Raw genomic sequence first — 20,504 nt, forward strand, 5'->3', positions numbered from 1 at the left:
GCACAGGTCCCTCTTCGGACTCGGCATCGGGACGGCGCGCTCGTCGTGTACGCGAGCGACGCCCATTGCTTCGACTACGCTGCGGGCTTCGTCGAGGTCGCGATGGTGATGGACTTCAGCTGGGTGTACTCGTTCAGCGTGTCGAAGCAGAACTCGCGTCCGAGGCCGCTGTCCTTGAAACCACCGAAGGGAACGCCACCTGAGAGGTTGAAGTACTCGTTGATCCACACACTGCCGGCATCGAGCCGGTCCGCGGTGTCCATCGCGTGACGGAGGTTCGACGTGTAGATGCCCGACGCCAGGCCGTAGGGCGTGTCGTTGGCCTCGGCGATCATCGTCTCGTAGTCGTCCCACCTGATGACGCACAGCACCGGGCCGAAGATCTCCTCCCGGGCGACGGACATGGCGTTCGTCGCCTCGAGAATGGTGGGCTCGATGAAGTTCCCCTGCTCGAAGCCGGGCACGTGTGCGCGGTGCCCGCCGGTCACCAGCCTCGCGCCTTCCGCGATCCCCGCCTCAATCATCGAGAGCACCTTCTTGGCATGCTCCGCATGGATCATGCCGCTGAGGTCGGTGGTTTCGTCGAGCGGCGGACCCACCTGAAGGGACTCGAATCGCGCGACGAGCAACTCCAGGAAGCGATCGTAGATGTCGGCGTGGACGAAGAGCCTCGTGCCGGCCAGACACGACTGCCCGTTGCACATCAGGACGCCGAAGGTGGCGTTCGCGACCACGGCATCCATGTCCTCGATGTCGGGGAAGACGATGCTCGGGCTCTTCCCGCCCAGTTCGAGGATGGAGGAGACCAGACGCGACGCTCCAGCCTCGGCGACGGTGCGTCCGGTCTCGGTGCTGCCGGTGAAAGCCAGCTTGCGGACCTTCGGATGCGCAGTGAGAGCCGAGCCGACCTCTGTGCCGTATCCGGGCACCACGTTCAGGACCCCGGGAGGGAAGATGTCGGCAGCGAGTCTTGTGATCTCCATCACGGACACCGACGCGTTGCGATCCGGCTTCAACACCACCGTGTTGCCTGCGGCCAGCGCAGGCGCGATCTTGAACGCCATCATGACCGCAGGATCATTCCACGGGATGATCTGGCCACAGACGCCAAGCGGCACGCGCTTCGCAACCAGGTATCCGGTCGCAAGCTGACGCCCGAACCCCTCGTGCGCGAGCACGACAGACGCGAAGTACCGCAGCTGCGTCACGGTCGCGGCGTAGTCCTCGCGCATCTCTCGGATGTGGCGTCCGGTGTCGACGGACTCGAGTCGCGCCAGCGTCTCGGCGTTTTCCTCGATGGCGGCGGCGAATCGCATGAGCAGGGCCGCGCGATGCTCGGCCGTGAGCGCTGCCCACGCAGGGAAGGCGCGATCGGCGGCTTCAACGGCGTCATCGACTTCGGCGGGTCCAGAGCGCGTCAGGCGGGCGAGGATCTCACCTGTAGCGGCCTCCCGCGCCTCGAACCACACTGGCCCTAGCTCGCGGAACCGACCGTCGATGAACGCGCCATATTCGGGGATCGTTCGATCCGTCATGACATCTCCTTCAAAAGGTGCGAACCTAGAGTGTACTGTACGTTGCGTTCTATTGCGGCTTCGCGTTTACAGCGGGGCCCTCGCCTTGCTGTGGCCCCTTCTGCTGCTGGACGCTCGTTGACCTACACCGGCTACTGAGTCGATATCGACCGTCGGCGGATTCCAGCAGCTCGGGATTGCTCGACGTCAGCTCCCCGCTCGGCGGTGTGCTGGCTTCAGATCACGGGAACCGCATCGCGCCCTGCCCTTGAGCGCCCATGACGTCGTCTGGGTTGGAGTATGGGCATGACTTCAGCGACAGACAGCCGCAGCCGATGCAGGTCGAGAAGCGATCGCGCAGTGCGGTGAGGTACTCGATGCGCTGCGTCAGGTCATCGCTCCACTGTCGCGAGATGCGAGCCCAATCTCGTGTCGTCGGGACGCCGTCGCGGGGTAGGCCGTCGAGAGCGTCCTTGATCCGTTCGAGCGAGATGCCGACTCGCTGGGAGGCGCGGATGAAGGCCAGGACTCGCAGCGTGTCTCTCCGGTACTCGCGGCGGTTGCCGGCGGTTCGTCGGCTGCGGATGAGACCGATGCTCTCGTAGAAGTGCAGCGCCGACACTTTGAGCCCGGCACGGTCGGCGACCTCGCCTGGTCGCAGCCAGACGACGTCCTCGTGGATCTGCGGCATCAGGATCCTCTCGTCTCTTGACGTCAAGTGCACTTGATGAAGTCGACTACGTCAAGTGAGGTCGACGAAGGGGAGTGTTATGACGGCCGTTGTTGATGTGTGGGCTGATGTCCGGTGCCCGTGGTGCTGGATCGGGCTCCAGCGACTGAGGGAGGCGCCCAGGGGCGCCGTTCGGCAGCCGACGGTTCGGTACCGAGCGTTCCTCCTCGAACCCGATGGTCCGCCGAGGTCTGGTCGACCGATGGCTGAGGTGGCCGTCGAGGAGTGGGGGATGACGCCGGCGCAGTGGAGTGCGAAAAGTGCATCGATCCGGGCCGCAGGTGCGGCGGAGGGTCTCGAGATCAACGTCGACACGGCGGTGACCTTCGACTCTCGACCTGTGCACCGCATCCTCAAGCTCGCCACGTCGCTGCAACCGGAGGGTGCTGGTGACGCCTGGGAGGTGGCGTTCGATGCGCACTTCCGGCGCAACGTCGACCTCTCGTCGACCGAGGGGGTCGCTGAGCTCGCTGCCAATCTCGGCCTCGAGGTGGCCGCGGTGCGGGACATGTTCGCGGGCGATGACTTCGCCGCGAGTGTCGTCGACGACCTGGCAGTGGCGCGCGATCTCGGTATCCAGTCTGTTCCGACGGTACGGTCCGGAGGTCGTCTACTCGCTGGCAGCCATTCCGTGGCTGATCTTGCCGCGCACTTCTCGTTGGCTGCGGCGTGAGCGTGTCGATGCGTGCTGCGGCGATCGACGCGTTCGGCCTTCCCGAGGTGTTGACGGTTCGTTCGATGCGCCGTCCCGATCCGCAGGAGGACGAGGTGCTTGTGCGGGTGATGGCAGCGGGAGTGCAGCGCACCGATGCGGCGATCCGTTCGGGATGGACCCCGCCGGGCGCGACCATCCAGTTCCCGCAGATCCTTGGCAATGAGTTCGCGGGCGTCATCGAGAAGGTCGGCGCTGGAATCACCGGCTTCGCGTCGGGTGATGCGGTGCTCGGCTTCCGCGTGCTCGATTGCTACGCGGAGTACGTCGCAGTGCCGGCGTCGCAGATTGTGCCGAAGCCTGGGGGCATGCCGTGGGAGGAGGCGGGCGCCCTGTCGGCCTCCGGGCAGACGGCGCACACCGCCATCGAGGCGCTGGGGATCGGCGAGGGTGACACGGTTCTCGTCCATGGAGCGGCCGGAGGTGTCGGCACGATCTTCACCCAGCTGGCTGTATGGGCAGGAGCGCGGGTCGTTGGAACCGCCGGTGCCGCCAACCAGGACTACGTTCGAGCGCTCGGCGCCGATCCCGTCGTCTACGGCGACGGTCAGCTCGACCGCATCCGGGCTCTCGCTCCAGCGGTCGACGTCGCGTTCGATGCGGCCGGCCACGACAACCTGCGAGACGCCATCCATCTCGTGGAAGACCGTCGCCGCGTCGCGACGATTGTCGATATGCAGCTCGCGGGGGAGTTGAGGTGCCGGGTGATCCGCAGTCAGCGCTCGGCGGAACGACTTGCCACCCTCGCCGCGCTGACGGGCGCCGCTCGGTTGCGCGTGCACGTTCGTCGTATCTACGCGCTCGACGAGGTCGCAGACGCTCACCGTGAGGTCGAAACCGGGCACGGGCGGGGCAAGGTCGTCCTCAGCATCGGGGACGCTCGGTGAGCGTCGGGCACGACGACGCGGTGCGCTTGTGGACTCGGGCGAGGGGAGCGTTCGTCGTCAGCGTCCTGGCGCTCATGACGTGCATCGCGTTCGAGTCCTTCGCCATCTCCACCGTGCTCCCCACCGCGATGCGCGATCTCGCCGGCTCAGAGTGGTACTCGCTCGCCTACGCCGCAACCATCACGACCGCACTGGTGGGCATGGTGGTCGGGGGGAACTGGGCCGACCGATCCGGAACCCGTCGACCATTGATCGTGGGCGGCGCCCTCTTCGTCTTCGGACTCGCGCTCTGCGCGCTTGCCCCGAGCGCCGCCACGTTCATCGTCGGGCGCCTGCTCCAGGGCATCGGCGGAGGCATCGACTCCGTCGTGCTCTATGTCCTCATCGCACAACGCGTCCCCCCGGGGCCCCGAGCGAAGATGTTCGGCCTCCTCACTACCGCCTGGCTGTTGCCATCGATGGTCGGCCCCGTCATCGCTGGCATCCTGACCCAGCTCGCGGATTGGCGGGCCGTCTTCGGCCTCGTCCTTGTCGGCGCAGCTGCAGCGCTCGCCGGCCTGCTTCTCGCCACTAGGACGGGCACTCCAGAACAGGGCGGATCGACACGCACCGTGCTTGGCCGGCGCGGCGCGTTCACGACCGTCGCGGCGCTCCTGCTACTCGCGTTGCACCTTGGAAGTCAGCTGCCGATGCCGTACGTCGCGCTCGCTGTCGCCACTGCCGTCATCGCGCTGGTCATCGTGGTCATCATCGGCCGCGTGCTGCCGCCTGGCACGCTCCGGTTGCGGGGAGCACCACAGCGGCTCGTCGCGCTCCGAGCGATGCTCGGCGCGACTGTCACCGCAACCGACGTGTACCTCACTCTGTACCTGCAGAGCGAGCGTGGCTTCGCGCCGACCACGGCGGGGCTCGTCATCGCAATCGGAGCCGTCGGCTGGGCGTTGGGAGCCTGGCTGCAGGCGCGCGTTGGCGAATCGGCTCACATGCAGGTCCGCCTCATACGAATCGCAGCAATCCTTGTGCTGGTCGGTCCGACGAGCGTGTTGTTCCTGACGCTCGGTCACGCACCGGTGGCGATGACCGTTGCCGGATGCGTCGTGATGGGTGTTGGGATGGGGATGGCCTACCCGCGGATCTCTGCTGCGACCTTGACGCTCGCGCGATCTGATGAGCAGGGCGCCTACAGCTCCGCCCTGCAGGCCGGAGAAGGCATGGCGTCTGCAGGAATGCTCGCCGTCGTTGCCGCCGTTCTTGCCGCGACACCTCCTGGACAGTCGTTCCCGATCGTCTACGCCGCGTTGACGATCACCGGCTGCGCTGCGGCCTTAGTATCGGTCCGTCTGCGACGGTAAGGGTCCGTCGTGCTGAAACACTCATCAGCGCCCATTTCGCTACAGAGTTGCGGCCGGCGACTTGGATATCGGACGTGCGGGTAGGGGGTACCACCCGCTTCGACTGGAAATCGGGGATATCAACGTAGGTCGTGAGCCTAGAACTACAGCCTCCACCTCGCGCAGCTCCCGACCGCGGCGCGGCTAGCTGCCAGAGATCGGTACCTCGATTGAGGAGCGCGCGACGACCACACCGTTCTTGATGATGTAGCACTCGACGACGTGCTCGCCTCTGAACACGGTGTACTCCGTACGATCACGCCCCTCGTTGGCTTCGACGAGCGTGCCGCGGATGCAGTCTCGTCGTTCCGCCTCGGCGCCGCGGTTGAGGACCTTCCATCGAACGTCATACGGCTCCACCACCGTGCATTCCACGATGGTGAACTGCAACTTCTTCTGCGGGCGCAGAGGTAGGGCCTTCCGGAGTAGCGTCCGCAGAAACTGTGGCCGAAATCCGTCCTGCGTGACGGTGCAATCGATCTCGAGCGACGCACGGATGTCGACGGGGAACCGATCCTCGACGAACTCCTCGGTGTCGCGAAACTTTGAGAACGAAGCTTCCTCGCCAGCGTGCTGGATCTTCGGTACGGAGCGGCCAAAGACTGCTCGCCACTTGGCGTACTCGTTCCTCTGGTCACGAGCTCCGATAGCGATGTTCGCAAGATCGCGCGCGTGGGCTGCCGCCGGCTGGAAGCGCTTCTTGACCTTGACGCGCTGGCCGCTGCCGATTGCTGCGTAGAACTCGTGGTCGGGTTCCTGCGCGAGGAAGTCGAAGAACGCCTCGCACATGAGGCCGAATCCGTCGGAGCCCTCCGCGGCCCAGTCTGGCTCCGCCTTGAAGAATCGTGACGCGAGGGTGTCGATCAGCAGCCCGCCCATGACGACGCCGTGCTTGTTCTTCCAGGAACGGGTCATTCGGCACAGCCTGCGAAGGTTGCCGCGCGCTGTCTCGTTTTCCTCCCGAATGGCTTTGATCTCGGCACGGGGCTTCGTCACCTTCCAGGCGTCGGAGTAGGTGTCCGGGTACGAGTAGGAGTCGTCGTCATTCGCGAACGCGGGCTGCACGTCGAAGGAGAACGAGGTGAACTCGACGACGACGACGAGTCGGTCGACGCGGACGGTCGTCGCGGGGTAGCGGTTCTGGATCGCTCGTTTTGTCCGTTGCAGGATGCGCGCCGCCCCGCCGTCCTTGTCGTAGTCGCTTCGGAGCGAAGCGGGCGCGATGAAAAGCAGGTCAAGATCGGACACGCCCCGGATGGCGGTCCAACGGCCGTAGGAGCCGACCATCAACTTGTGATCGGTCGAACTCTCGATGCCGCGGAAGTCCTTGTTCAGCGCCTTGGTGATCTCGTCGCGTCGCACCGCGATCGTGGCTCCGTTGTCGACGCCCAGGTTCGTCAAGAAGCCGTCAAAGATCTCAGACGTCTGCGTCATTACGGCCCTGTCGAAGCTGCTCTGGCAGAAGACGGTCGAGTTCGCCTGGATCGAAGCTGATGTCTCCCTGATCCTGCAAGCCTTGCTGCGCCTTGCGATACGCGCGAGGGGAGGTGCGCGGCGCGTTGCCGTACGCCTCCTCGAGCTCGGCCTGAAGATCGTCTCTCCTCTGGCGGGCCGCAGGAAGATCGGCGCCGCTCGACTGCAGAGTCACGATAAGTGAGAGATAGGACTCCCGCACGCTCCACAGGCGCGCGGCACAGTCCCGGTGCCTTTGCGTCGCCTCGCCGTACTTGAAGGTGTCCCCGGCGAGGGTTGCAGCTGAGAGGAGAAGCGCGACGAATGAGATCACCAGCGAGGAGATCTGAGCCTCGAGGAAAACGCCAGCCAAGGCCGCCAAGAAGGTCCCGGAGCTTGCGGCAGCGAGGATCACCTTGCACCACTGAAAGCGTCGGTGCCGCGCGTCGTAGATGTCGGCTTGCTTCTCATGAGCCTTGTGCGAGTACACGACCCGGCCGTAGAGCTCGCGGGCCTGAGCCAGCAGGAAGTCCCGTTCGCCGGGAGTCGAAGTCCCCATCGTCGTGCGCGCTCCTCGAGTCAAAATTGGTCGCCGGAGCCATGTCTCCAATTGAGACTGTAGGTGTCACCACCGACGGTGAGTGCGGTCGCGCCACTCCCGCAAGCCGATCCCTTTACGCTTCTCACGTGACCGAACTTCAAGTCGTCCTTCCTGGGACGCCCCTGGCCGACGAGATCGTCCGGGCGTACATGTCAGACGTCGCTTCGCGGTGGTACGGGCGGCAGGCGACCCCAGGCGAACTCGAAGAAGCCTTTCGCAGCGAGCCCTACGACGAACTCCAGGGAACCGGTGGCATCTTCCTCGTGGGTGTGGAGGACGGCAGAGCGGTGGGCTGTGCGGGGGTGCGTTTCGGGGACGGATTTGCCGAACTGACGAAGGTATTCACCCGGCCCGACCATCGGGGCCAGGGCCTGGGGGGCCGGTTGCTCGAGGCGGCTGAGCAGGCGTGTGTGGACAGGGGCATAACCACCCTGCGCTTGGACACTCGAGCCGAGTTGCGGGAGGCGTGCGCCCTCTATGAGCGGAACGGCTTCGAGCGCGTAGGGCCATTCAACGACGAACCCTATTCCGATCGCTGGTACCTCAAGGTTCTCGATACGGGCGTCCGGTAGTCGATCCCTCACTGGGACACCTGACCCGACACATCCGACGTTGGTCGATCCTGCTCGCCGCTAGGGGAGTGGCGTCCCAGTAGACCTGCCCGATGAAGTGCCCGGTCATGGGGCGTCAAACGCTACAGTCGCGGCATGCTCATCGGCTACGCGCGCGTCTCGACCGTCGCGCAAGACCTCACCGCGCAACGCGAAGCGCTCGTCGCGCTCGGCGTCGAACCTCGCAACGTCCATGTCGACCACGGGCTCACCGGCACGAATCGTGCTCGCCCGGGTCTTCGCGAAGCGCTCGCCGCGTGCCGGGAGGGTGACACCCTCGTCGTCGCGAAGCTCGACCGGCTCGCCCGCTCGCTGCCGGATGCCCGAGACATCGCGGACGAGCTCGCGAGCAAGGGCGTCAGGCTCAGCCTCGGCGGCAGCGTCTACGACCCGACCGACCCCGTCGGTCGGCTGCTCTTCAACGTGCTCGGGATGGTCGCCGAGTTCGAGGCCGACCTGATCCGCGCTCGCACGCGCGAGGGTATGGCCGTCGCTCGCGCCAAGGGACGGTTGCGGGGCAAGAAGCCGAAGCTGTCGCCGACCCAGGAGGCGCACCTCGTCTCACTGCACCGTGCCGGTTCCCACACGTCGGGTGAACTGGCGGAACTCTTCGGCGTTGCTCGCTCGACCGTCTATCGGGCGATCGAACGTGCCACAACCCGGGAGCGTTGAAGTGGAGCAGGAGTTTGGCGGTCCAGTGGACCCAGCTGTCATGCAGAGGTGGGCAGAAAGCGCGCTGAAGATTCGTGGCCACGAAGAGGTCCTCCTCGCTTCGGCCATTCCCGATGTCGACACAGCGTTCGGCGCGCTCGAGATCGCTTACGACCGCGAGTCCATCAGCCAGTGGTGCCGAGAGGGGCTTCGATCGGCGTCAGACCATTTGATGGTCTGGGCAGATCACGCCGTTCCGTTGGTGCAGTACAAGGGCCAGGTGGTGCACTCGCGCGGATTCCGCTGGTACTTCACGCTGTTGCGTGGAGCGATTGAAGGCTTCGCTCAGTCGGCTTGGCTCTCATCGAGCGGGAACAGAGCTGAGGCACTGGCACGTCTTCTGCGAATAGCACGGAGCGATGTCGGAGAGCAGGCGAAGGCCTGGAGAGCGATGGGGCGGGACCCGGCCGAAGTCCGTGCGCGACTGAGCCGTCTCGACGCTGATGCGGCGGACTCCCCGGACCCGTCGGCAGTGAAGCAACTGCCGGCGATGGTCGATCTCATCAGGGCGGCTGCCAGTTCATTCGAGCTAGACCCCGATCTGTTCGAAGGCCACTGGCGAGCGTGCTCCGCTGCCGCGCACGGGAAGGACTGGCCCATCCTCGAGTTGCAGGTGTTCGAGTCCACCGCAAACGAGTGGAGGCCGGGGCAGTTCTTGACCAGGGGTCATCTCGATCCCGAACGTTGGACGTCGATGCTCGAGGACGTGCTCGACCTAGGCTCTCGCGCCTTGATTCGCTATCTCCAGCGGACGTCGACGTCGAGCATCCCGGTGCTGCTCCGCGAAGGCCTCTGGCGCGCAGCCCAGGTCACGCCGCAGCGCGACGACGGCACGTACCTCTCGGAGCTCGGTAGGCGATTGGGTCTCGAGTAGCCGATCATCGACTTGCGCGCGGAGCGTTGGGGTAACTCGCGAACGCCATACCCGCCCGAAGGGCGTGGTTGGTGAGCGTCGGTGTTCCGATGCCGAGGACGTCGGCCAGGACGGCTGGGTGCAGCTGCTGCGTCAGATCGGCAAGCGTCGCGTTCCTGCCGGCAAGCACCGTGATGCCGATGGCGCGTAGACGTTCGCGGACGCTGTCGGGGTGGACGTGGCGGCCGATGCGCACGCCGGGAATGAGCCAGCCGGCGTCGACGGTCGCGGTCCGAGTAGCGGCGGTGGTCGTCGTCATCTCGTACATGAGCTGCGAGATGGGGCCAGGCACGAGGGCAGGTTGCGATCCGCCGAGGTCGATGCGTATCCCGTCTGGCGCTTCGGTCACGGCGTCGCGCTGCAGCTGCACGAGGCGCCCGATCGGGGTGCCGTAGAGCAGCATGAGGAGGCCGATCACGCGTGGTGCGAGGGGCATGTCGGTGACGCGCATGAGTCGTCCGAGTTGTTCGATGCGCTCGATGTCTTTGGCCATCGGCGTCGAGAGTCCATCGCGGCGTCGGCCCGCGTGCACGCGCACCGTTCCGATCGATCGGTGCCAGTTGATGAAGTTGCGCGCGGTCTTCCTCGTGGATGGGCCGTCTGCGAGGTACTCGTCGATGAGGCGCTGATCGACGTCGATGAAGGCGACGTCGTGGGTGTCGTCGAGCCAGGCGAGGAAGCGTCCTGCCTCGGTGATCTCCTGCTTCGCGCCACGGGTCGCGTAGTTGAGGTTGCGGATGATGTCGGCGTCGTCGTGCAGTCGCCGCGCGTGGTGCCAGCGGGCGAAGGGTTCGAGCGCCGAGGCGATGCGCGGGCGTGGTGCGAGCTCGGTGAGGCGATGGTCGAGCCAGCGATCGAACCGCGCGAGGTCTTCGTTCCCGCGGTCGGGGAGCATGTGGCGGGCGACGAGGAGGCTGCGCAGGTGGTCGACGGCAGTCGACTGGGGGAGTGCGTCGAGGGCGGCGTGTTCGAGATCCAGCTCCCGGCGGCCGATCGCGGTGAGGAGCGCGTTGGCGGCGGCGCCACGCATCCAGGTGCGGATGCTGGCTGGTCGGTCGACGGCGCAGAGGACGTTGACGAGGCGCTTGAGCCGTAGGTCGGGTGGGTCGTTCGGTGCGAGGAGTGGTTCGAGGTCCTCGCGCAGCACGCATCGGACGCAGAGCTTCCGGCGGATCAGTTCAGCCTCGGCGCCGCAACGGCGACAATCGAGGTCGGTCGTGATGCGGGCGCAGATCCGGCAGATCGGACGGTCGTGCTCGTCGCGACCCGGCAGCATCCGTTCGTCTTCGCACCATGCGCAGGCGCCGTACGTCTCGACCGCCCGGACGAAGCAGGGCGTGCAGATGCGACCGTCGGGCCAGGTCACGCGGTGGCGCTTCGAGGACTGGTTGCACCGATGGCAGTGGAAGTTGCCGGGTACGCGGGGGCGTCCCACCCGGCTAGTCGTCATCGGGGTCTCGGACGATGCGCGCGCGGATCGGTCGGTAGGTCTCGAGCAGGGGAGGGGCGTCGTCGTTCACGGTCCGCCGCTTCATCGCGCGGATGCGCTGGGACTCGACCGTGATCAGCTCGTTCATGCCGATGTCGAAGATGTCGCAGAGCGCGGCGAGCAGCTGGAGCGAGACGCGCTCGGGGTCGCGCGTGAGCCGGTAGATCTGGCTCCGCGAGAGCATGATGCCTCGGTCGGCGAGCGGTTCGATGAGGTCGGTGCTCGTTCGGTAGCCGGCACGTGCCATCACCACGGGCAGCTGCCACGTGTAAGTGACGTCGGTCTTCATGGTCGTCCATCTCCTCGGTTGCTATGGGGGAGCGCAGCCGCGCGTTCGAGCGTCGCTCCGAGAACGCGGTCGAGCTCGCGTGCGCGATAGTCAGGGGTCGCGATCGTGTAGATCGCCGTCGTCGATGCGTGCTCGTGGCCGAGCTGATCCTTGGCGAAGTGGGTATCGAAGCCCCACTCGAGTTGGATGTGGTTCGCATACGAGCGGCGGAAGGAGTGCAAGTCGAGTCCGCTGGGCAGCTCGAGCGCGGTGACGTACTGCTGCATCCTGCGAAGCAACGAACGCCCATCGAGCACAGCACCTCGTTCGGTGGGGAAGAGCCAGCCGTCCTCGTTCTGGAACCGAGGGAGTCCGCGCTCGACCCAGTCGGAGACGGCGGTCGCCGACCAGTCGAACACGGTCAGCACCGTGCGCTGCTTCGACGGCGATCCACGCATTGCCTTGCCGTACCGGACGCGCAGCACGCCCCACGTGCCGAACCGTGGCGCCCGAATGTTGCGGGAGAAGTCGACGACCTTGAGGTGGCAGAGCTCGCGACGCCGAAGCCCCCACGCGTACATGACCTTGAACGCGACGGCGTCACGGTACGCGGCCAGACCTCCTCGAAGGCCAGACCGAAGGATGCGTTCGACCTCGTCGTCCGCGAAGTCGAAGAACGCCTGCAGCTCGGTCGTGGAGAACGGACGCTTGACCGGACTCTCAGGCCCCTCCTGCCGATGGACGATCCGACGAGGGGCGATCGGCACGAACGGCTCGCCGAGGAGCTCGGAGCAGTGCGCCGCCCACGGGTACGCCTGGTCTGCGGCGTAGGCGAGGAAGAGCGAGAGGTCGTTCTGGATCGCGCGCACCGTCGCGGTCGAGCGATGGTGGATCCCGCGAAGCTCGCCGAAGAAGTCCTCCGCCTCGAGCTGCGTCCACTGCCACGGGTACTTGCCGGACCAATCAATGAATCGCTCGACCGAGCGATGGCGTCGATGCGTGGTGCGCTCCTGGAAGCACTGAGCGCGTTGCGCGTTGCGCCAGCCGTCGAGCATCGCGACGCTCAGCGACTCCGCGTCGATGGCCGCGCTGGAGGAGCGAAACAGGCGTATGCGACCGGTCGGCTCCACGACGACCTCCGTGTCAGAATCTGCACCATTGATGCATCAGACGCAACACTCAGCGCGAAATCACCGGTCAGCCTCCGCCTCGAGTGATGCATCTGATGCATCAATAGCCCGACTCGCCGCGGCGCGCGTTGAGCTCGTCGACGTGAAGAAGAACCGGTCAGGGCGTGCTTCTGGCTGGCGTACGGCGGCCGCCTCTGCCGTTACCAAATCAGCGAGAGGGGGGTACTACCCACTTCTATCAGACATAAGAAAAATTATCGGCGTTTTGATTGACGGTTTGAGCAGGAGGCGCTCAGAGCACGAGGTGCTGGCCGCCGTCGAGCAGCTCGCGCGCCACGTCGAGCTGCCCGGCGTGCGTGCTCGTCTCGACGATCACGTGCGTCACGATGCTGCGCAGGTCGAGGAAGCGTCCGGCCTCGTGCCAGCCCGGCTCCGGTCGGCGCGGGGCGTCGTCGAGCGTCATGCTCGCGATGATCGCGTCCGAGCGGCGGATCGCGGCGCGGTACTCCTCGATCACGTCCGCAGGGCGCGCACCATGCGGCACCGACCAGTCGGGATCGAGCGTGTCGCCGGGCGTCGCGGTCGGCCACCAGTCGAGCGAGCCGCCGGCGACGACGGTCTCGAACCAGAAGCGCTCGTCCGAGAGCGTCAGGTGCCGCACGAGCCCGAGCGGCGTCCATCCCGATGGCGCTGCCGTGCGGCGCAGGTCGGCGTCGGACATGCGCTCGACCTGGGCGAGCACGTGCGCCCTGGCCGAGTCGAGCGCGCCGAGGAGCACGGCTCGCTCACGGTCGTCGGCATGGGTCACGGCACCCACCCTGGCACGTTCAGAACCGCGTCGGGCCGACCGTCTCGTACCGGTGCCATACGCCGAGGGGGCCCGTGCCCGAGACCTCCCAGGCGCCGATCGTGCGTGCCTTGAAGGTCGCGGGGTTGTGGGATGCGACCGTGCGCGCATTGCGCCAGTGCCGGTCGAGGGCGCGCGTGCGCTCGGTCGCCGAGGCGCCGCCCACCTCGAAGAGTCGCGTCGCGGCATCCGGCACCGCATCCGTCGCGAGCACCTGCGCCTGGTAGACGGCGATCTCGGCCTCCTCGAGCAGCCGCGCGTCGAGCGCGTCGCCCGGCTCGGCGGAGGCCGCCGCGACGTCGAGCAGCCGGGCTGCCTCGAGCACGGCCGAGCGCACGGCGAACGCCGTCGTCGACAGCCGCCCGACGACCTCGAGCACCTGCGGATCGTCGGCGGGCCGCGCCGTGTTCGCGTGCACGTACGAGCGGGTGCGAGCCCGCACGAAGTCGGCGGCGTCGCGCACGACCTCCTCGGCGACGCCGGCGAGCACCGCCACGAGATGCAGCTGGTAGAAGGCCTGGATGTGCGTCAGCGGTCCTGCGCCGTAGGTCGCGAGCTGCGACGCATCGACCTCGACGCCGTCGAACACGGTCGTGCCGGACGCGGTCGCGCGCTGCCCGAAGCCATCCCAGTCGTCGCGGATCTCGACCCCGGGCGCATCCGTCGGCACCGCGAAGGTCACGCGAGCGTCGCCGTCCGCCGCGGCAAGGTAGACCCAGTCGGAGTAGAGCGTGCCCGTCGAGTAGAACTTGCGGCCGTCGAGCCGCCAGATGCCGTCGTCGCCCTCGGCGACGCGCGTCGAGATGTCGGCGAGCGTCGTCCCGGTGAGCTCGCTCGTCGCGTTGCCGACGAGCGAGCCGTCCGCGATGCGCGAGACCCAGACGTCGCGATCGGCGCCGGGCGCGCGTCGCAGCACGAGCTCGACGAATCCGGCATGCGAGCGCAGCAGATGGCCCACGTTCGCATCCGCCGCCGACAGCGCGATCGTGAGCTGCACCGACTCGGCGATGGATGCGTCGAGGCCGCCGTCGTCGACCGGCAGGCGCACGCGCCCGACGCCGGCGTCGGCGAGGCGCCGCACGAGATCGATGGGCAGCTCGCGGCCGAGCTCGCGTGCGACGGCGCCTGCCCGCACCTCGTCGATCAGCCCCTGGAAGCGCGACACGAGCGACGCCGACCCCACCACCTGCGTCGCGGTCACGAGAACGCCCCGCGCCACTGCCGGGCAGGGTGCCGGTCGGGCAGCTGGTCGTGGCCGAAGATGCGGCCGCGCAGCGTCGTCGCGCTCGATGCACCGGGTCGCTCGGCGAGGCCGCGCTCCTGCAGCACGGGCATCACGTGGTCGACGAGCTCGACGAACGATCCGGGGATCGTCCAGTTGATGACGTTGATGCCGTCGACGCCCGCGTCCTGCCAGGTGGCCAGCTGGTCGGCGATCTGCTCGGGCGTGCCGACGACGCGCGAGCGGATGCGGGCCGACAGGCGTGCGAGGTCGCGGATGGTGGGCTCGCGGTCGCCCGCCGCCTCCTGCAGCCACTGCAGATGCGACCGGTTGGTCTGCGTGCGCACCTGCGACAACGGGGTGTCGGGGTCGAGCTGCTCGCCCGTGTCGGGGTCGAATCCGAGGTTCGAGTGCACGAGGAAGGCGTCGGGCGACAGCCACTCGTCGATCTCGGCGGACTTCGCGCGCGCCTCCTCCTCCGTCGATCCGACGACGAACGCGAGGCCGAGGAAGAAGCGGATGTCGTCGCGGCGACGACCGGCCGCCTCGACCTGGTCGCGCGTCGAGGCGATGAGCTCTGCCGTCTTCTCGGGCGTCGACGACAGGATGAACTGCGCCTCTGCGTTGCGGGCGGCGAACGCGCGGCCGGCGGGCGACGAGCCGGCCTGGAACAGCACGGGCGTGCGCTGCGGTGACGGCCGCGACAGGTGCGGCCCGGCGACCGAGTACCGAGCGCCGACGTGGTCGATGCGGTGGATGCCGCGCGCGTCCGACACGACGCCCGCGGCCTTGTCGGCGCGCCACGCGTCGTCGTCCCACGACCCCTCCCACAGCTTCGTCACGACGTCGACGTACTCCTGCGCCCACACGTAGCGCTCGTCGTGCTCCTCGAGGCGGTCGGCGCCGAAGTTGCGGGCGGCGCCGTCGAGCGCGCTCGTGACGACGTTCCAGCCGACGCGACCCCTCGTGAGGTGGTCGAGCGTCGAGACGCGGCGGGCGAACTCGAACGGATGCGCCTGCAGCACCGACGACGTGAACGCGAACCCGAGGTGCTCGGTCGCGGCGGCGAGCGCCGAGATCAGCACCGACGGGTCGCCGTTGGGCAGCTGCAATCCCTCACGGGCGTTGACCTCGAAGTCGCCGCCGGCCGGGCCGTAGAGGCCGACGACGTCGGCGAAGAACATGGCGTCGAAGCCGCCGCGCTCGAGCGTGCGTGCGAGGTCGACCCACAGGTCGAGCTCGTCGAAGCGGTGCTGCTGCGCCTCGGGGCGCCTCCAGAGGCCGTGCTGGATGTGGGACACGGTGTCCATCACGAACGCTGCGAATCGCAGCGGCGGGCGGTCGGGCACGGCTCCTCCTCCTCGCGCTCGGTCGGCGCGGCAGCCTGCCCATCGTGTCGAGCCGCGCCGCTCGGATCGAGCGCATGACGGACTGTGACGACCGTGTGACGCTGCGCGACGCGGCCGTCTTGCCCCGCCCCGGCCGCGGCGGGTGAGGTGGCTCCCGACCCCAGCACAGGAGATCCCATGTCCCAGGCATCCACCGCATCCGCGGAGCCCGTCGTCACGAGCACCCGCCGCCGCGTCCTCGCCGCGTCGCTCGTCGGCACGACGATCGAGTGGTACGACTTCTACCTCTACGCCCAGGCGGCCGCGCTCGTCTTCGGCGCGACGTTCTTCCCCGAGTCGACCCCTGCCGTCGCCCTCATCGCGTCGTTCGCGTCGTACGGCGTCGGCTTCCTCGCCCGCCCGCTCGGCGGCATCGTCGCCGGCCATCTCGGCGATCGCATCGGCCGCAAGCAGCTGCTCGTCGGCTCGCTGCTGCTCATGGGCATCGCGACCTTCCTCATCGGCCTGCTGCCCGGCTACGCCACCATCGGCGTCTGGTCGGTCGTCGCGCTCGTGGCGCTGCGCCTCGCGCAGGGGCTGTCGGCCGGTGCCGAGTGGGGCGGCTCCGCGCTGCTGTCGGTCGAGCACGCCCCTGCGGGCCGGCGAGGCCTCTTCGGCAGCTTCACGCAGATGGGCTCGGCGGGCGGGCTGCTGCTCGCGACCGGCTCGATCTGGGGCGTGCAGGCGATCCTCGGCACCGACGCGTTCCAGGAGTGGGCGTGGCGCATCCCGTTCCTCGCGTCCGCCGTGCTCGTCGTCATCGGCCTCGTCATCCGACTCGGCGTCGAGGACGCCCCGGAGTTCGCGAAGATCAAGCAGGCCGGCGCCGTGCGCAGGCTGCCGGTCGTCGAGGTGCTCAAGCGCCACCCGCGCGGCGTGCTCGTCACGATCGGCCTGCGGCTCGTGCAGCCGGCGTGGTTCTCGATCCTCACGGTCTACTCGCTCACGTACCTCGCGAACGCGCGGGGCGACTCGTCGGTCGGCATCACGTCGCTGCTCATCGTGGGCGCCATCAGCCTCGTCTCGACGCCGCTGTGGGGATGGCTGAGCGATCGCATCGGTCGGCGCAGGATCGCGATCGGCGCGTCGATCGGCATCGGCGTCGCGGTCTGGCCGTTCTTCGCCTTCCTCGACCACGGTCCGCTGTGGCTCGTGTGGCTCGTCTTCCTCGTCGGCATGAACCTGCTGCACGACGCGATCTACGGGCCGCAGGCCGCGTGGTTCGCCGAGCAGTTCCCGACCGACCTGCGCTACTCGGGCGTCTCGCTCGGCTACCAGGTGGGCTCGATCTTCTCGAACGGCCTCACGCCGCTGCTCGCGGTGGTCTTCGTCGAGCTCGGCGGCGGCAGCCCGTGGATCCTGTGCGTCTTCATCGGCGTCTACGCCGTGCTCACGACGATCGCGGCGGTCTTCGCGAAGGACGGCGGCTCGGACGAGGTCGTGCTCGCGGCGAGCGACGACGTCGAGGCCGAGCTCGACGCGCTCGTGGAGGACGAGCAGGCTCCCGCACGGTCGTAGGCGGGCACCGGGCCGGCGCGGGCCGCCCCGGCACCGCGCGACGCACTGCCAGGCGCCCGCTCCTAGACTCGAGCGCATGACCGAAGCCCGCTCCGGCATCGACATCGCCGAGCTCAGCCCAGAGATCCGCCCTCAGGACGATCTGTTCCAGCACGTGCACGCGAAGTGGCTCGCGCGCACCGACATCCCCGCCGACAAGGCGAGATGGGGATCGTTCGCGATCCTCGCGGAGGACGCCGAGCAGGCCGTCCGCACCATCATCGAGGAGTCGACCGACGCCGAGCCGGGCACCGAGCAGCGCAAGGTCGGCGATCTCTTCGCGTCCTTCATGGACGAGGCGGCCATCGACGCGCGCGGCATCGACGCCATCCGGCCCCTCCTGGCGCAGGCCGACGCCGTCGCCTCGATCGACGACCTGCTGCGCACGCTCGGCGCCATGGAGCGCATCGGCGGCCCCGGGCTGTTCGGCCAGTACGTCGACAACGACCCCGGCGACCCCGAGCGCTACGTCGTGAACGTCGCGCAGGGCGGGCTCGGCCTGCCCGACGAGTCGTACTACCGCGAGGAGGCGCACGCCGAGACGCGCGCGAAGTACCTCGCGCACCTCGAGCGCATGCTCGCGCACGCCGAGCGCCCGGACGCCGCGGCCGAGGCCGCCGGGGTGCTGGCGCTCGAGACCGACGTCGCGACCCACCACTGGGATCGCGTCGCCTCCCGCGACAGCGTCAAGACGTACAACCTGCTGCCGTTCGCGCAGACCTACGGGTGGCTCGCGCCGTGGTTCGAGGCCATCGAGGCGCCGGCCGGCATCTACGACGAGGTCGTCGTGCACCAGCCGTCGTACCTCGAGGGCGTCGCGACGCTCCTCACGCCCGAGCGGCTCGACGGCTGGCGCTCGTGGCTGCGCGCCTCCATCGTCCGCGCCTGGGCGCCGTACCTGACGACGCGCATCTCGGCCGACGCCTTCGCCTTCTACGGCACCGCGCTCACCGGCGCCCCCGAGCAGCGCGCGCGCTGGAAGCGCGGCGTCGCGCTCGTCGAGGGCGCCCTCGGCGACGTCGTCGGCAAGGTCTACGTCGAGCGCCACTTCCCGCCCCACGCGCGTGCCGCGATGGACGAGCTCATCGCGAACCTCGTCGCCGCGTACCGCGCATCGATCGAGACGCTCGAGTGGATGTCGCCCGCGACGCGCGCCGCCGCCCTCGACAAGCTCGACCGCTTCACGCCGAAGATCGGCTTCCCCGTGCGCTGGCGCTCCTACGAGGCGCTCGAGGTCGGCGACGACCTCGTCGCCAACGTGCAGGCCGCCGCCGCTCACGAGCACGATCGCGAGCTCGGCAAGATCGGCCGGCCGCTCGATCGCGACGAGTGGTTCATGGGGCCGCAGACGGTCAACGCGTACTACAACCCCGGCTTCAACGAGATCGTCTTCCCGGCGGCGATCCTGCAGCCGCCGTTCTTCGACCACACCGCCGACCCCGCCGCGAACTACGGCGCGATCGGCGCCGTGATCGGCCACGAGATCGGGCACGGGTTCGACGACCAGGGGTCGCGCTACGACGGCGACGGCCGCCTGCGCGACTGGTGGACCGAGGACGACCGTGCCCGCTTCGAGGAGCGCACGAGCGTGCTCATCGCGCAGTACGACGCCCTCGCGCCCGAGGCGGCGCCGGACCACGCGGTCAACGGCGCCCTCACCATCGGCGAGAACATCGGCGACCTCGGCGGGCTCGGCATCGCGTGGAAGGCCTACCAGCACTTCCTCGACGGCGCCGAGGCGCCCATCATCGACGGGCTCACGGGCGCGCAGCGCTTCTTCCTGTCGTGGGCGCAGGCGTGGCAGATGAAGATCCGCTCGGAGGAGGCCATCCGCCTCGTCTCGATCGATCCGCACTCGCCGAACGAGCACCGCACCAACCAGGTCGTGCGCAACATGGACGCGTTCTACGACGCGTTCGCCGTGCGCGAGGGCGATGCGCTGTGGCTGTCGCCGGAGGCGCGCGTCACGATCTGGTGACCGACGGCCGCGTGGACGGGCGGCTCGAGCGAGTCGAGTCGCCTAGCACGCAGCGTCAAGGGGTGTCGACCGCCCAGGTGCCACCCGGCCCCGCCTCGCTAGGGTAAGTCGAGTCGGGGCTCCTCGAAGGACCCTGATTCCATGACGACGGGAGACGACATGCGCGGCAAGATCATCTTCGTGGCGGGCATCGGCGTCGGCTACGTGCTGGGCGCGAAGGCCGGTCGCCAGCGGTACGAGCAGATCGCGGCGAGCGCCGACAAGCTGTGGAACTCGCGTGCGGTGGCGAAGCCGCGGGCCGAGGTCCAGCAGTTCGTCGACACGCAGACGCCGAAGGTCGTCGACGCTGCCACCGACGCTGCGACGAAGGCGATTCGCAAGGTCACGCGTCGCCCGAAGGAGTCCTGATGGCGGACCGCAGGTCGCTTCCCGAGCTCCTCGCAGAGGTTCCGACGCTCGTCGTCGGGCTGTTCCGCGCCGAGCTCGAGAACCTGCAGTCCGAGGTCAAGGGCAAGGTCGCGAAGCTCGGCATCGGCGGCGTGCTGCTCGCCGTCGCCGCGGTCATGGCGATCTTCATGCTGGGCTGGCTGCTCGCCGCGGTGAACGCGCTCTGGCAGCTGCTGTTCCCCGAGTGGGCGGCAGCGCTGCTGACGGCCGCATGCCTGCTGCTCGTCATCGGCATCCTCGTCCTCGTGGGCATCCCGCTGCTGAAGCGCGGCGCGGCCTTCAAGGAGATGGAGACCCTCGACTCGATCAAGGACGACGTGCACATGGTGCGCGGCCTCGGTCACGCCGCCGACGGCACGTCGCCGCTCGACTCCCTGCCCACGACGACCCGCACGGACGGAGACCAGCGATGACCGAGCAGAGCGACGTCGACAGGCAGCGCGACGAGCTGCGCCGCGCCCTCGAGGAGATCGAGGATCGCGTCAACCCGGCGAAGCTCGCCGAGCGCACGAAGCACCGCATCGACGAGAACCCGACGCCGTGGCTGGCGGGTGCCGCAGGCGCCGTCGTCGCGATCGCGGGACTCGTGACCTTCCTGGTCCTGCGCCGCCGCTAGCGACGCCCCAGGCCCGAACGCCGAACGCCCCGCCGAGCGC

General features: G+C 68.3%; 21 protein-coding genes. 11 read left to right on the plus strand and 10 right to left on the minus strand.

The features are described from left to right. Positions 1-74: 74 nt before the first annotated feature. Together ABD249_RS00725 and soxR are read right to left on the minus strand one after the other, a co-directional pair. Positions 75-1,535, minus strand: coding sequence for an aldehyde dehydrogenase family protein (locus tag ABD249_RS00725; protein ID WP_344339315.1), 1,461 nt, complete (start codon positions 1,533-1,535; stop codon positions 75-77). Between the two features lie 220 nt (positions 1,536-1,755). Further along, the gene (soxR, locus tag ABD249_RS00730) at positions 1,756-2,205 is read right to left on the minus strand and encodes a redox-sensitive transcriptional activator SoxR (protein WP_344339316.1); all 450 of its coding nucleotides are present in this window, start codon (positions 2,203-2,205) and stop codon (positions 1,756-1,758) included. 79 nt (positions 2,206-2,284) lie between these two features. On the opposite strand from soxR, the gene ABD249_RS00735 reads away from it, so the two are divergent. From ABD249_RS00735 to ABD249_RS00745, 3 genes are read left to right on the plus strand one after another with little or no spacing between them, the layout of a single operon-like run. Then, positions 2,285-2,917 carry a DsbA family oxidoreductase gene (locus ABD249_RS00735; RefSeq protein WP_344339317.1) on the plus strand — a complete coding sequence of 211 codons (633 nt, stop codon included), beginning with the start codon at positions 2,285-2,287 and terminating at the stop codon, positions 2,915-2,917. Further along, complete coding sequence (locus ABD249_RS00740; RefSeq protein ID WP_344339319.1) at positions 2,914-3,843, plus strand: NADP-dependent oxidoreductase; 930 nt, start codon at positions 2,914-2,916, stop codon at positions 3,841-3,843. The genes ABD249_RS00735 and ABD249_RS00740 overlap by 4 nt, the downstream gene beginning before the upstream one ends. After that, positions 3,840-5,195: an MFS transporter gene (locus tag ABD249_RS00745; RefSeq protein WP_344339320.1), complete on the plus strand. Its 1,356-nt coding sequence runs from the start codon at positions 3,840-3,842 to the stop codon at positions 5,193-5,195. Before ABD249_RS00740 ends, ABD249_RS00745 begins: the two co-directional genes overlap by 4 nt. Before the next feature lie 183 nt (positions 5,196-5,378). On the opposite strand, the gene ABD249_RS00750 is transcribed toward ABD249_RS00745, so the two are convergent. Together ABD249_RS00750 and ABD249_RS00755 are read right to left on the minus strand one after the other, a co-directional pair. Then, positions 5,379-6,668 (minus strand): nucleotide-binding domain-containing protein, encoded by a 1,290-nt coding sequence (locus ABD249_RS00750; RefSeq protein ID WP_344339322.1) that lies wholly within the window; start codon positions 6,666-6,668, stop codon positions 5,379-5,381. Further along, positions 6,652-7,245, minus strand: a complete 594-nt coding sequence (locus ABD249_RS00755; RefSeq protein WP_344339323.1) for an SLATT domain-containing protein — start codon at positions 7,243-7,245, stop codon at positions 6,652-6,654. Before ABD249_RS00755 ends, ABD249_RS00750 begins: the two co-directional genes overlap by 17 nt. A gap of 128 nt (positions 7,246-7,373) precedes the next feature. Here ABD249_RS00755 and ABD249_RS00760 point away from each other — a divergent pair, with 128 nt between their 5' ends. From ABD249_RS00760 to ABD249_RS00770, 3 genes are all read left to right on the plus strand, one after another. Further along, positions 7,374-7,859, plus strand: a complete 486-nt coding sequence (locus tag ABD249_RS00760) for a GNAT family N-acetyltransferase (RefSeq protein ID WP_344339324.1) — start codon at positions 7,374-7,376, stop codon at positions 7,857-7,859. 135 nt (positions 7,860-7,994) lie between these two features. After that, on the plus strand, positions 7,995-8,570 hold the full coding sequence (locus tag ABD249_RS00765; protein WP_344339326.1) for a recombinase family protein: 576 nt from the start codon (positions 7,995-7,997) through the stop codon (positions 8,568-8,570). Position 8,571: 1 nt separating this feature from the next. Further along, on the plus strand, positions 8,572-9,483 hold the full coding sequence (locus ABD249_RS00770; RefSeq protein ID WP_344339327.1) for a hypothetical protein: 912 nt from the start codon (positions 8,572-8,574) through the stop codon (positions 9,481-9,483). A gap of 4 nt (positions 9,484-9,487) precedes the next feature. Here the strand turns inward: ABD249_RS00770 and ABD249_RS00775 are convergent, their stop codons facing one another. The 6 genes from ABD249_RS00775 to ABD249_RS00800 form a co-directional block, all read right to left on the minus strand. Then, on the minus strand, positions 9,488-10,888 hold the full coding sequence (locus tag ABD249_RS00775) for a site-specific recombinase (RefSeq protein ID WP_344339329.1): 1,401 nt from the start codon (positions 10,886-10,888) through the stop codon (positions 9,488-9,490). A gap of 73 nt (positions 10,889-10,961) precedes the next feature. Continuing rightward, the gene (locus ABD249_RS00780) at positions 10,962-11,300 is read right to left on the minus strand and encodes a helix-turn-helix domain-containing protein (protein WP_344339330.1); all 339 of its coding nucleotides are present in this window, start codon (positions 11,298-11,300) and stop codon (positions 10,962-10,964) included. Beyond that, positions 11,297-12,409 carry a tyrosine-type recombinase/integrase gene (locus ABD249_RS00785; RefSeq protein WP_344339332.1) on the minus strand — a complete coding sequence of 371 codons (1,113 nt, stop codon included), beginning with the start codon at positions 12,407-12,409 and terminating at the stop codon, positions 11,297-11,299. The genes ABD249_RS00780 and ABD249_RS00785 overlap by 4 nt, the downstream gene beginning before the upstream one ends. A 292-nt stretch (positions 12,410-12,701) precedes the next feature. After that, on the minus strand, positions 12,702-13,217 hold the full coding sequence (locus tag ABD249_RS00790; RefSeq protein WP_344339333.1) for a DinB family protein: 516 nt from the start codon (positions 13,215-13,217) through the stop codon (positions 12,702-12,704). Positions 13,218-13,236: 19 nt separating this feature from the next. After that, positions 13,237-14,457: an acyl-CoA dehydrogenase family protein gene (locus tag ABD249_RS00795; RefSeq protein WP_344339335.1), complete on the minus strand. Its 1,221-nt coding sequence runs from the start codon at positions 14,455-14,457 to the stop codon at positions 13,237-13,239. Next, on the minus strand, positions 14,454-15,827 hold the full coding sequence (locus ABD249_RS00800; protein WP_344339336.1) for an LLM class flavin-dependent oxidoreductase: 1,374 nt from the start codon (positions 15,825-15,827) through the stop codon (positions 14,454-14,456). The genes ABD249_RS00795 and ABD249_RS00800 overlap by 4 nt, the downstream gene beginning before the upstream one ends. Positions 15,828-16,004: 177 nt before the next feature. Here ABD249_RS00800 and ABD249_RS00805 point away from each other — a divergent pair, with 177 nt between their 5' ends. The 5 genes from ABD249_RS00805 to ABD249_RS00825 all read left to right on the plus strand — a co-directional run bounded on the left by ABD249_RS00805 (position 16,005) and on the right by ABD249_RS00825 (position 20,464). Then, positions 16,005-17,384, plus strand: a complete 1,380-nt coding sequence (locus tag ABD249_RS00805) for an MFS transporter (RefSeq protein ID WP_344339337.1) — start codon at positions 16,005-16,007, stop codon at positions 17,382-17,384. A 76-nt stretch (positions 17,385-17,460) separates the two neighbouring features. Continuing rightward, a complete protein-coding gene (locus ABD249_RS00810; protein ID WP_344339341.1) occupies positions 17,461-19,401 on the plus strand; it encodes a M13 family metallopeptidase in 1,941 nt (646 codons plus the stop codon). 141 nt (positions 19,402-19,542) lie between these two features. After that, a complete protein-coding gene (locus ABD249_RS00815) occupies positions 19,543-19,809 on the plus strand; it encodes a hypothetical protein (protein WP_344339342.1) in 267 nt (88 codons plus the stop codon). Further along, complete coding sequence (locus ABD249_RS00820; RefSeq protein ID WP_344339344.1) at positions 19,809-20,261, plus strand: phage holin family protein; 453 nt, start codon at positions 19,809-19,811, stop codon at positions 20,259-20,261. The genes ABD249_RS00815 and ABD249_RS00820 overlap by 1 nt, the downstream gene beginning before the upstream one ends. Then, the gene (locus ABD249_RS00825; RefSeq protein ID WP_344339347.1) at positions 20,258-20,464 is read left to right on the plus strand and encodes a DUF3618 domain-containing protein; all 207 of its coding nucleotides are present in this window, start codon (positions 20,258-20,260) and stop codon (positions 20,462-20,464) included. Before ABD249_RS00820 ends, ABD249_RS00825 begins: the two co-directional genes overlap by 4 nt. Positions 20,465-20,504 lie beyond the last annotated feature (40 nt).

This window comes from Agrococcus versicolor, assembly GCF_039531815.1.
GTDB lineage: Bacteria > Actinomycetota > Actinomycetes > Actinomycetales > Microbacteriaceae > Agrococcus > Agrococcus versicolor.

What these genes read in the sequence shown, in the direction of transcription:
- ABD249_RS00725 (WP_344339315.1), bottom strand. Translation starts at nt 1,535, where the DNA reads ATGACGGATCGAACGATCCCCGAATATGGCGCGTTCATCGACGGTCGG.
- soxR (WP_344339316.1), bottom strand. Translation starts at nt 2,205, where the DNA reads ATGCCGCAGATCCACGAGGACGTCGTCTGGCTGCGACCAGGCGAGGTC.
- ABD249_RS00735 (WP_344339317.1), top strand. Translation starts at nt 2,285, where the DNA reads ATGACGGCCGTTGTTGATGTGTGGGCTGATGTCCGGTGCCCGTGGTGC.
- ABD249_RS00750 (WP_344339322.1), bottom strand. Translation starts at nt 6,668, where the DNA reads ATGACGCAGACGTCTGAGATCTTTGACGGCTTCTTGACGAACCTGGGC.
- ABD249_RS00755 (WP_344339323.1), bottom strand. Translation starts at nt 7,245, where the DNA reads ATGGGGACTTCGACTCCCGGCGAACGGGACTTCCTGCTGGCTCAGGCC.
- ABD249_RS00765 (WP_344339326.1), top strand. Translation starts at nt 7,995, where the DNA reads ATGCTCATCGGCTACGCGCGCGTCTCGACCGTCGCGCAAGACCTCACC.
- ABD249_RS00780 (WP_344339330.1), bottom strand. Translation starts at nt 11,300, where the DNA reads ATGAAGACCGACGTCACTTACACGTGGCAGCTGCCCGTGGTGATGGCA.
- ABD249_RS00805 (WP_344339337.1), top strand. Translation starts at nt 16,005, where the DNA reads ATGTCCCAGGCATCCACCGCATCCGCGGAGCCCGTCGTCACGAGCACC.
- ABD249_RS00810 (WP_344339341.1), top strand. Translation starts at nt 17,461, where the DNA reads ATGACCGAAGCCCGCTCCGGCATCGACATCGCCGAGCTCAGCCCAGAG.
- ABD249_RS00815 (WP_344339342.1), top strand. Translation starts at nt 19,543, where the DNA reads ATGACGACGGGAGACGACATGCGCGGCAAGATCATCTTCGTGGCGGGC.
- ABD249_RS00820 (WP_344339344.1), top strand. Translation starts at nt 19,809, where the DNA reads ATGGCGGACCGCAGGTCGCTTCCCGAGCTCCTCGCAGAGGTTCCGACG.
- ABD249_RS00825 (WP_344339347.1), top strand. Translation starts at nt 20,258, where the DNA reads ATGACCGAGCAGAGCGACGTCGACAGGCAGCGCGACGAGCTGCGCCGC.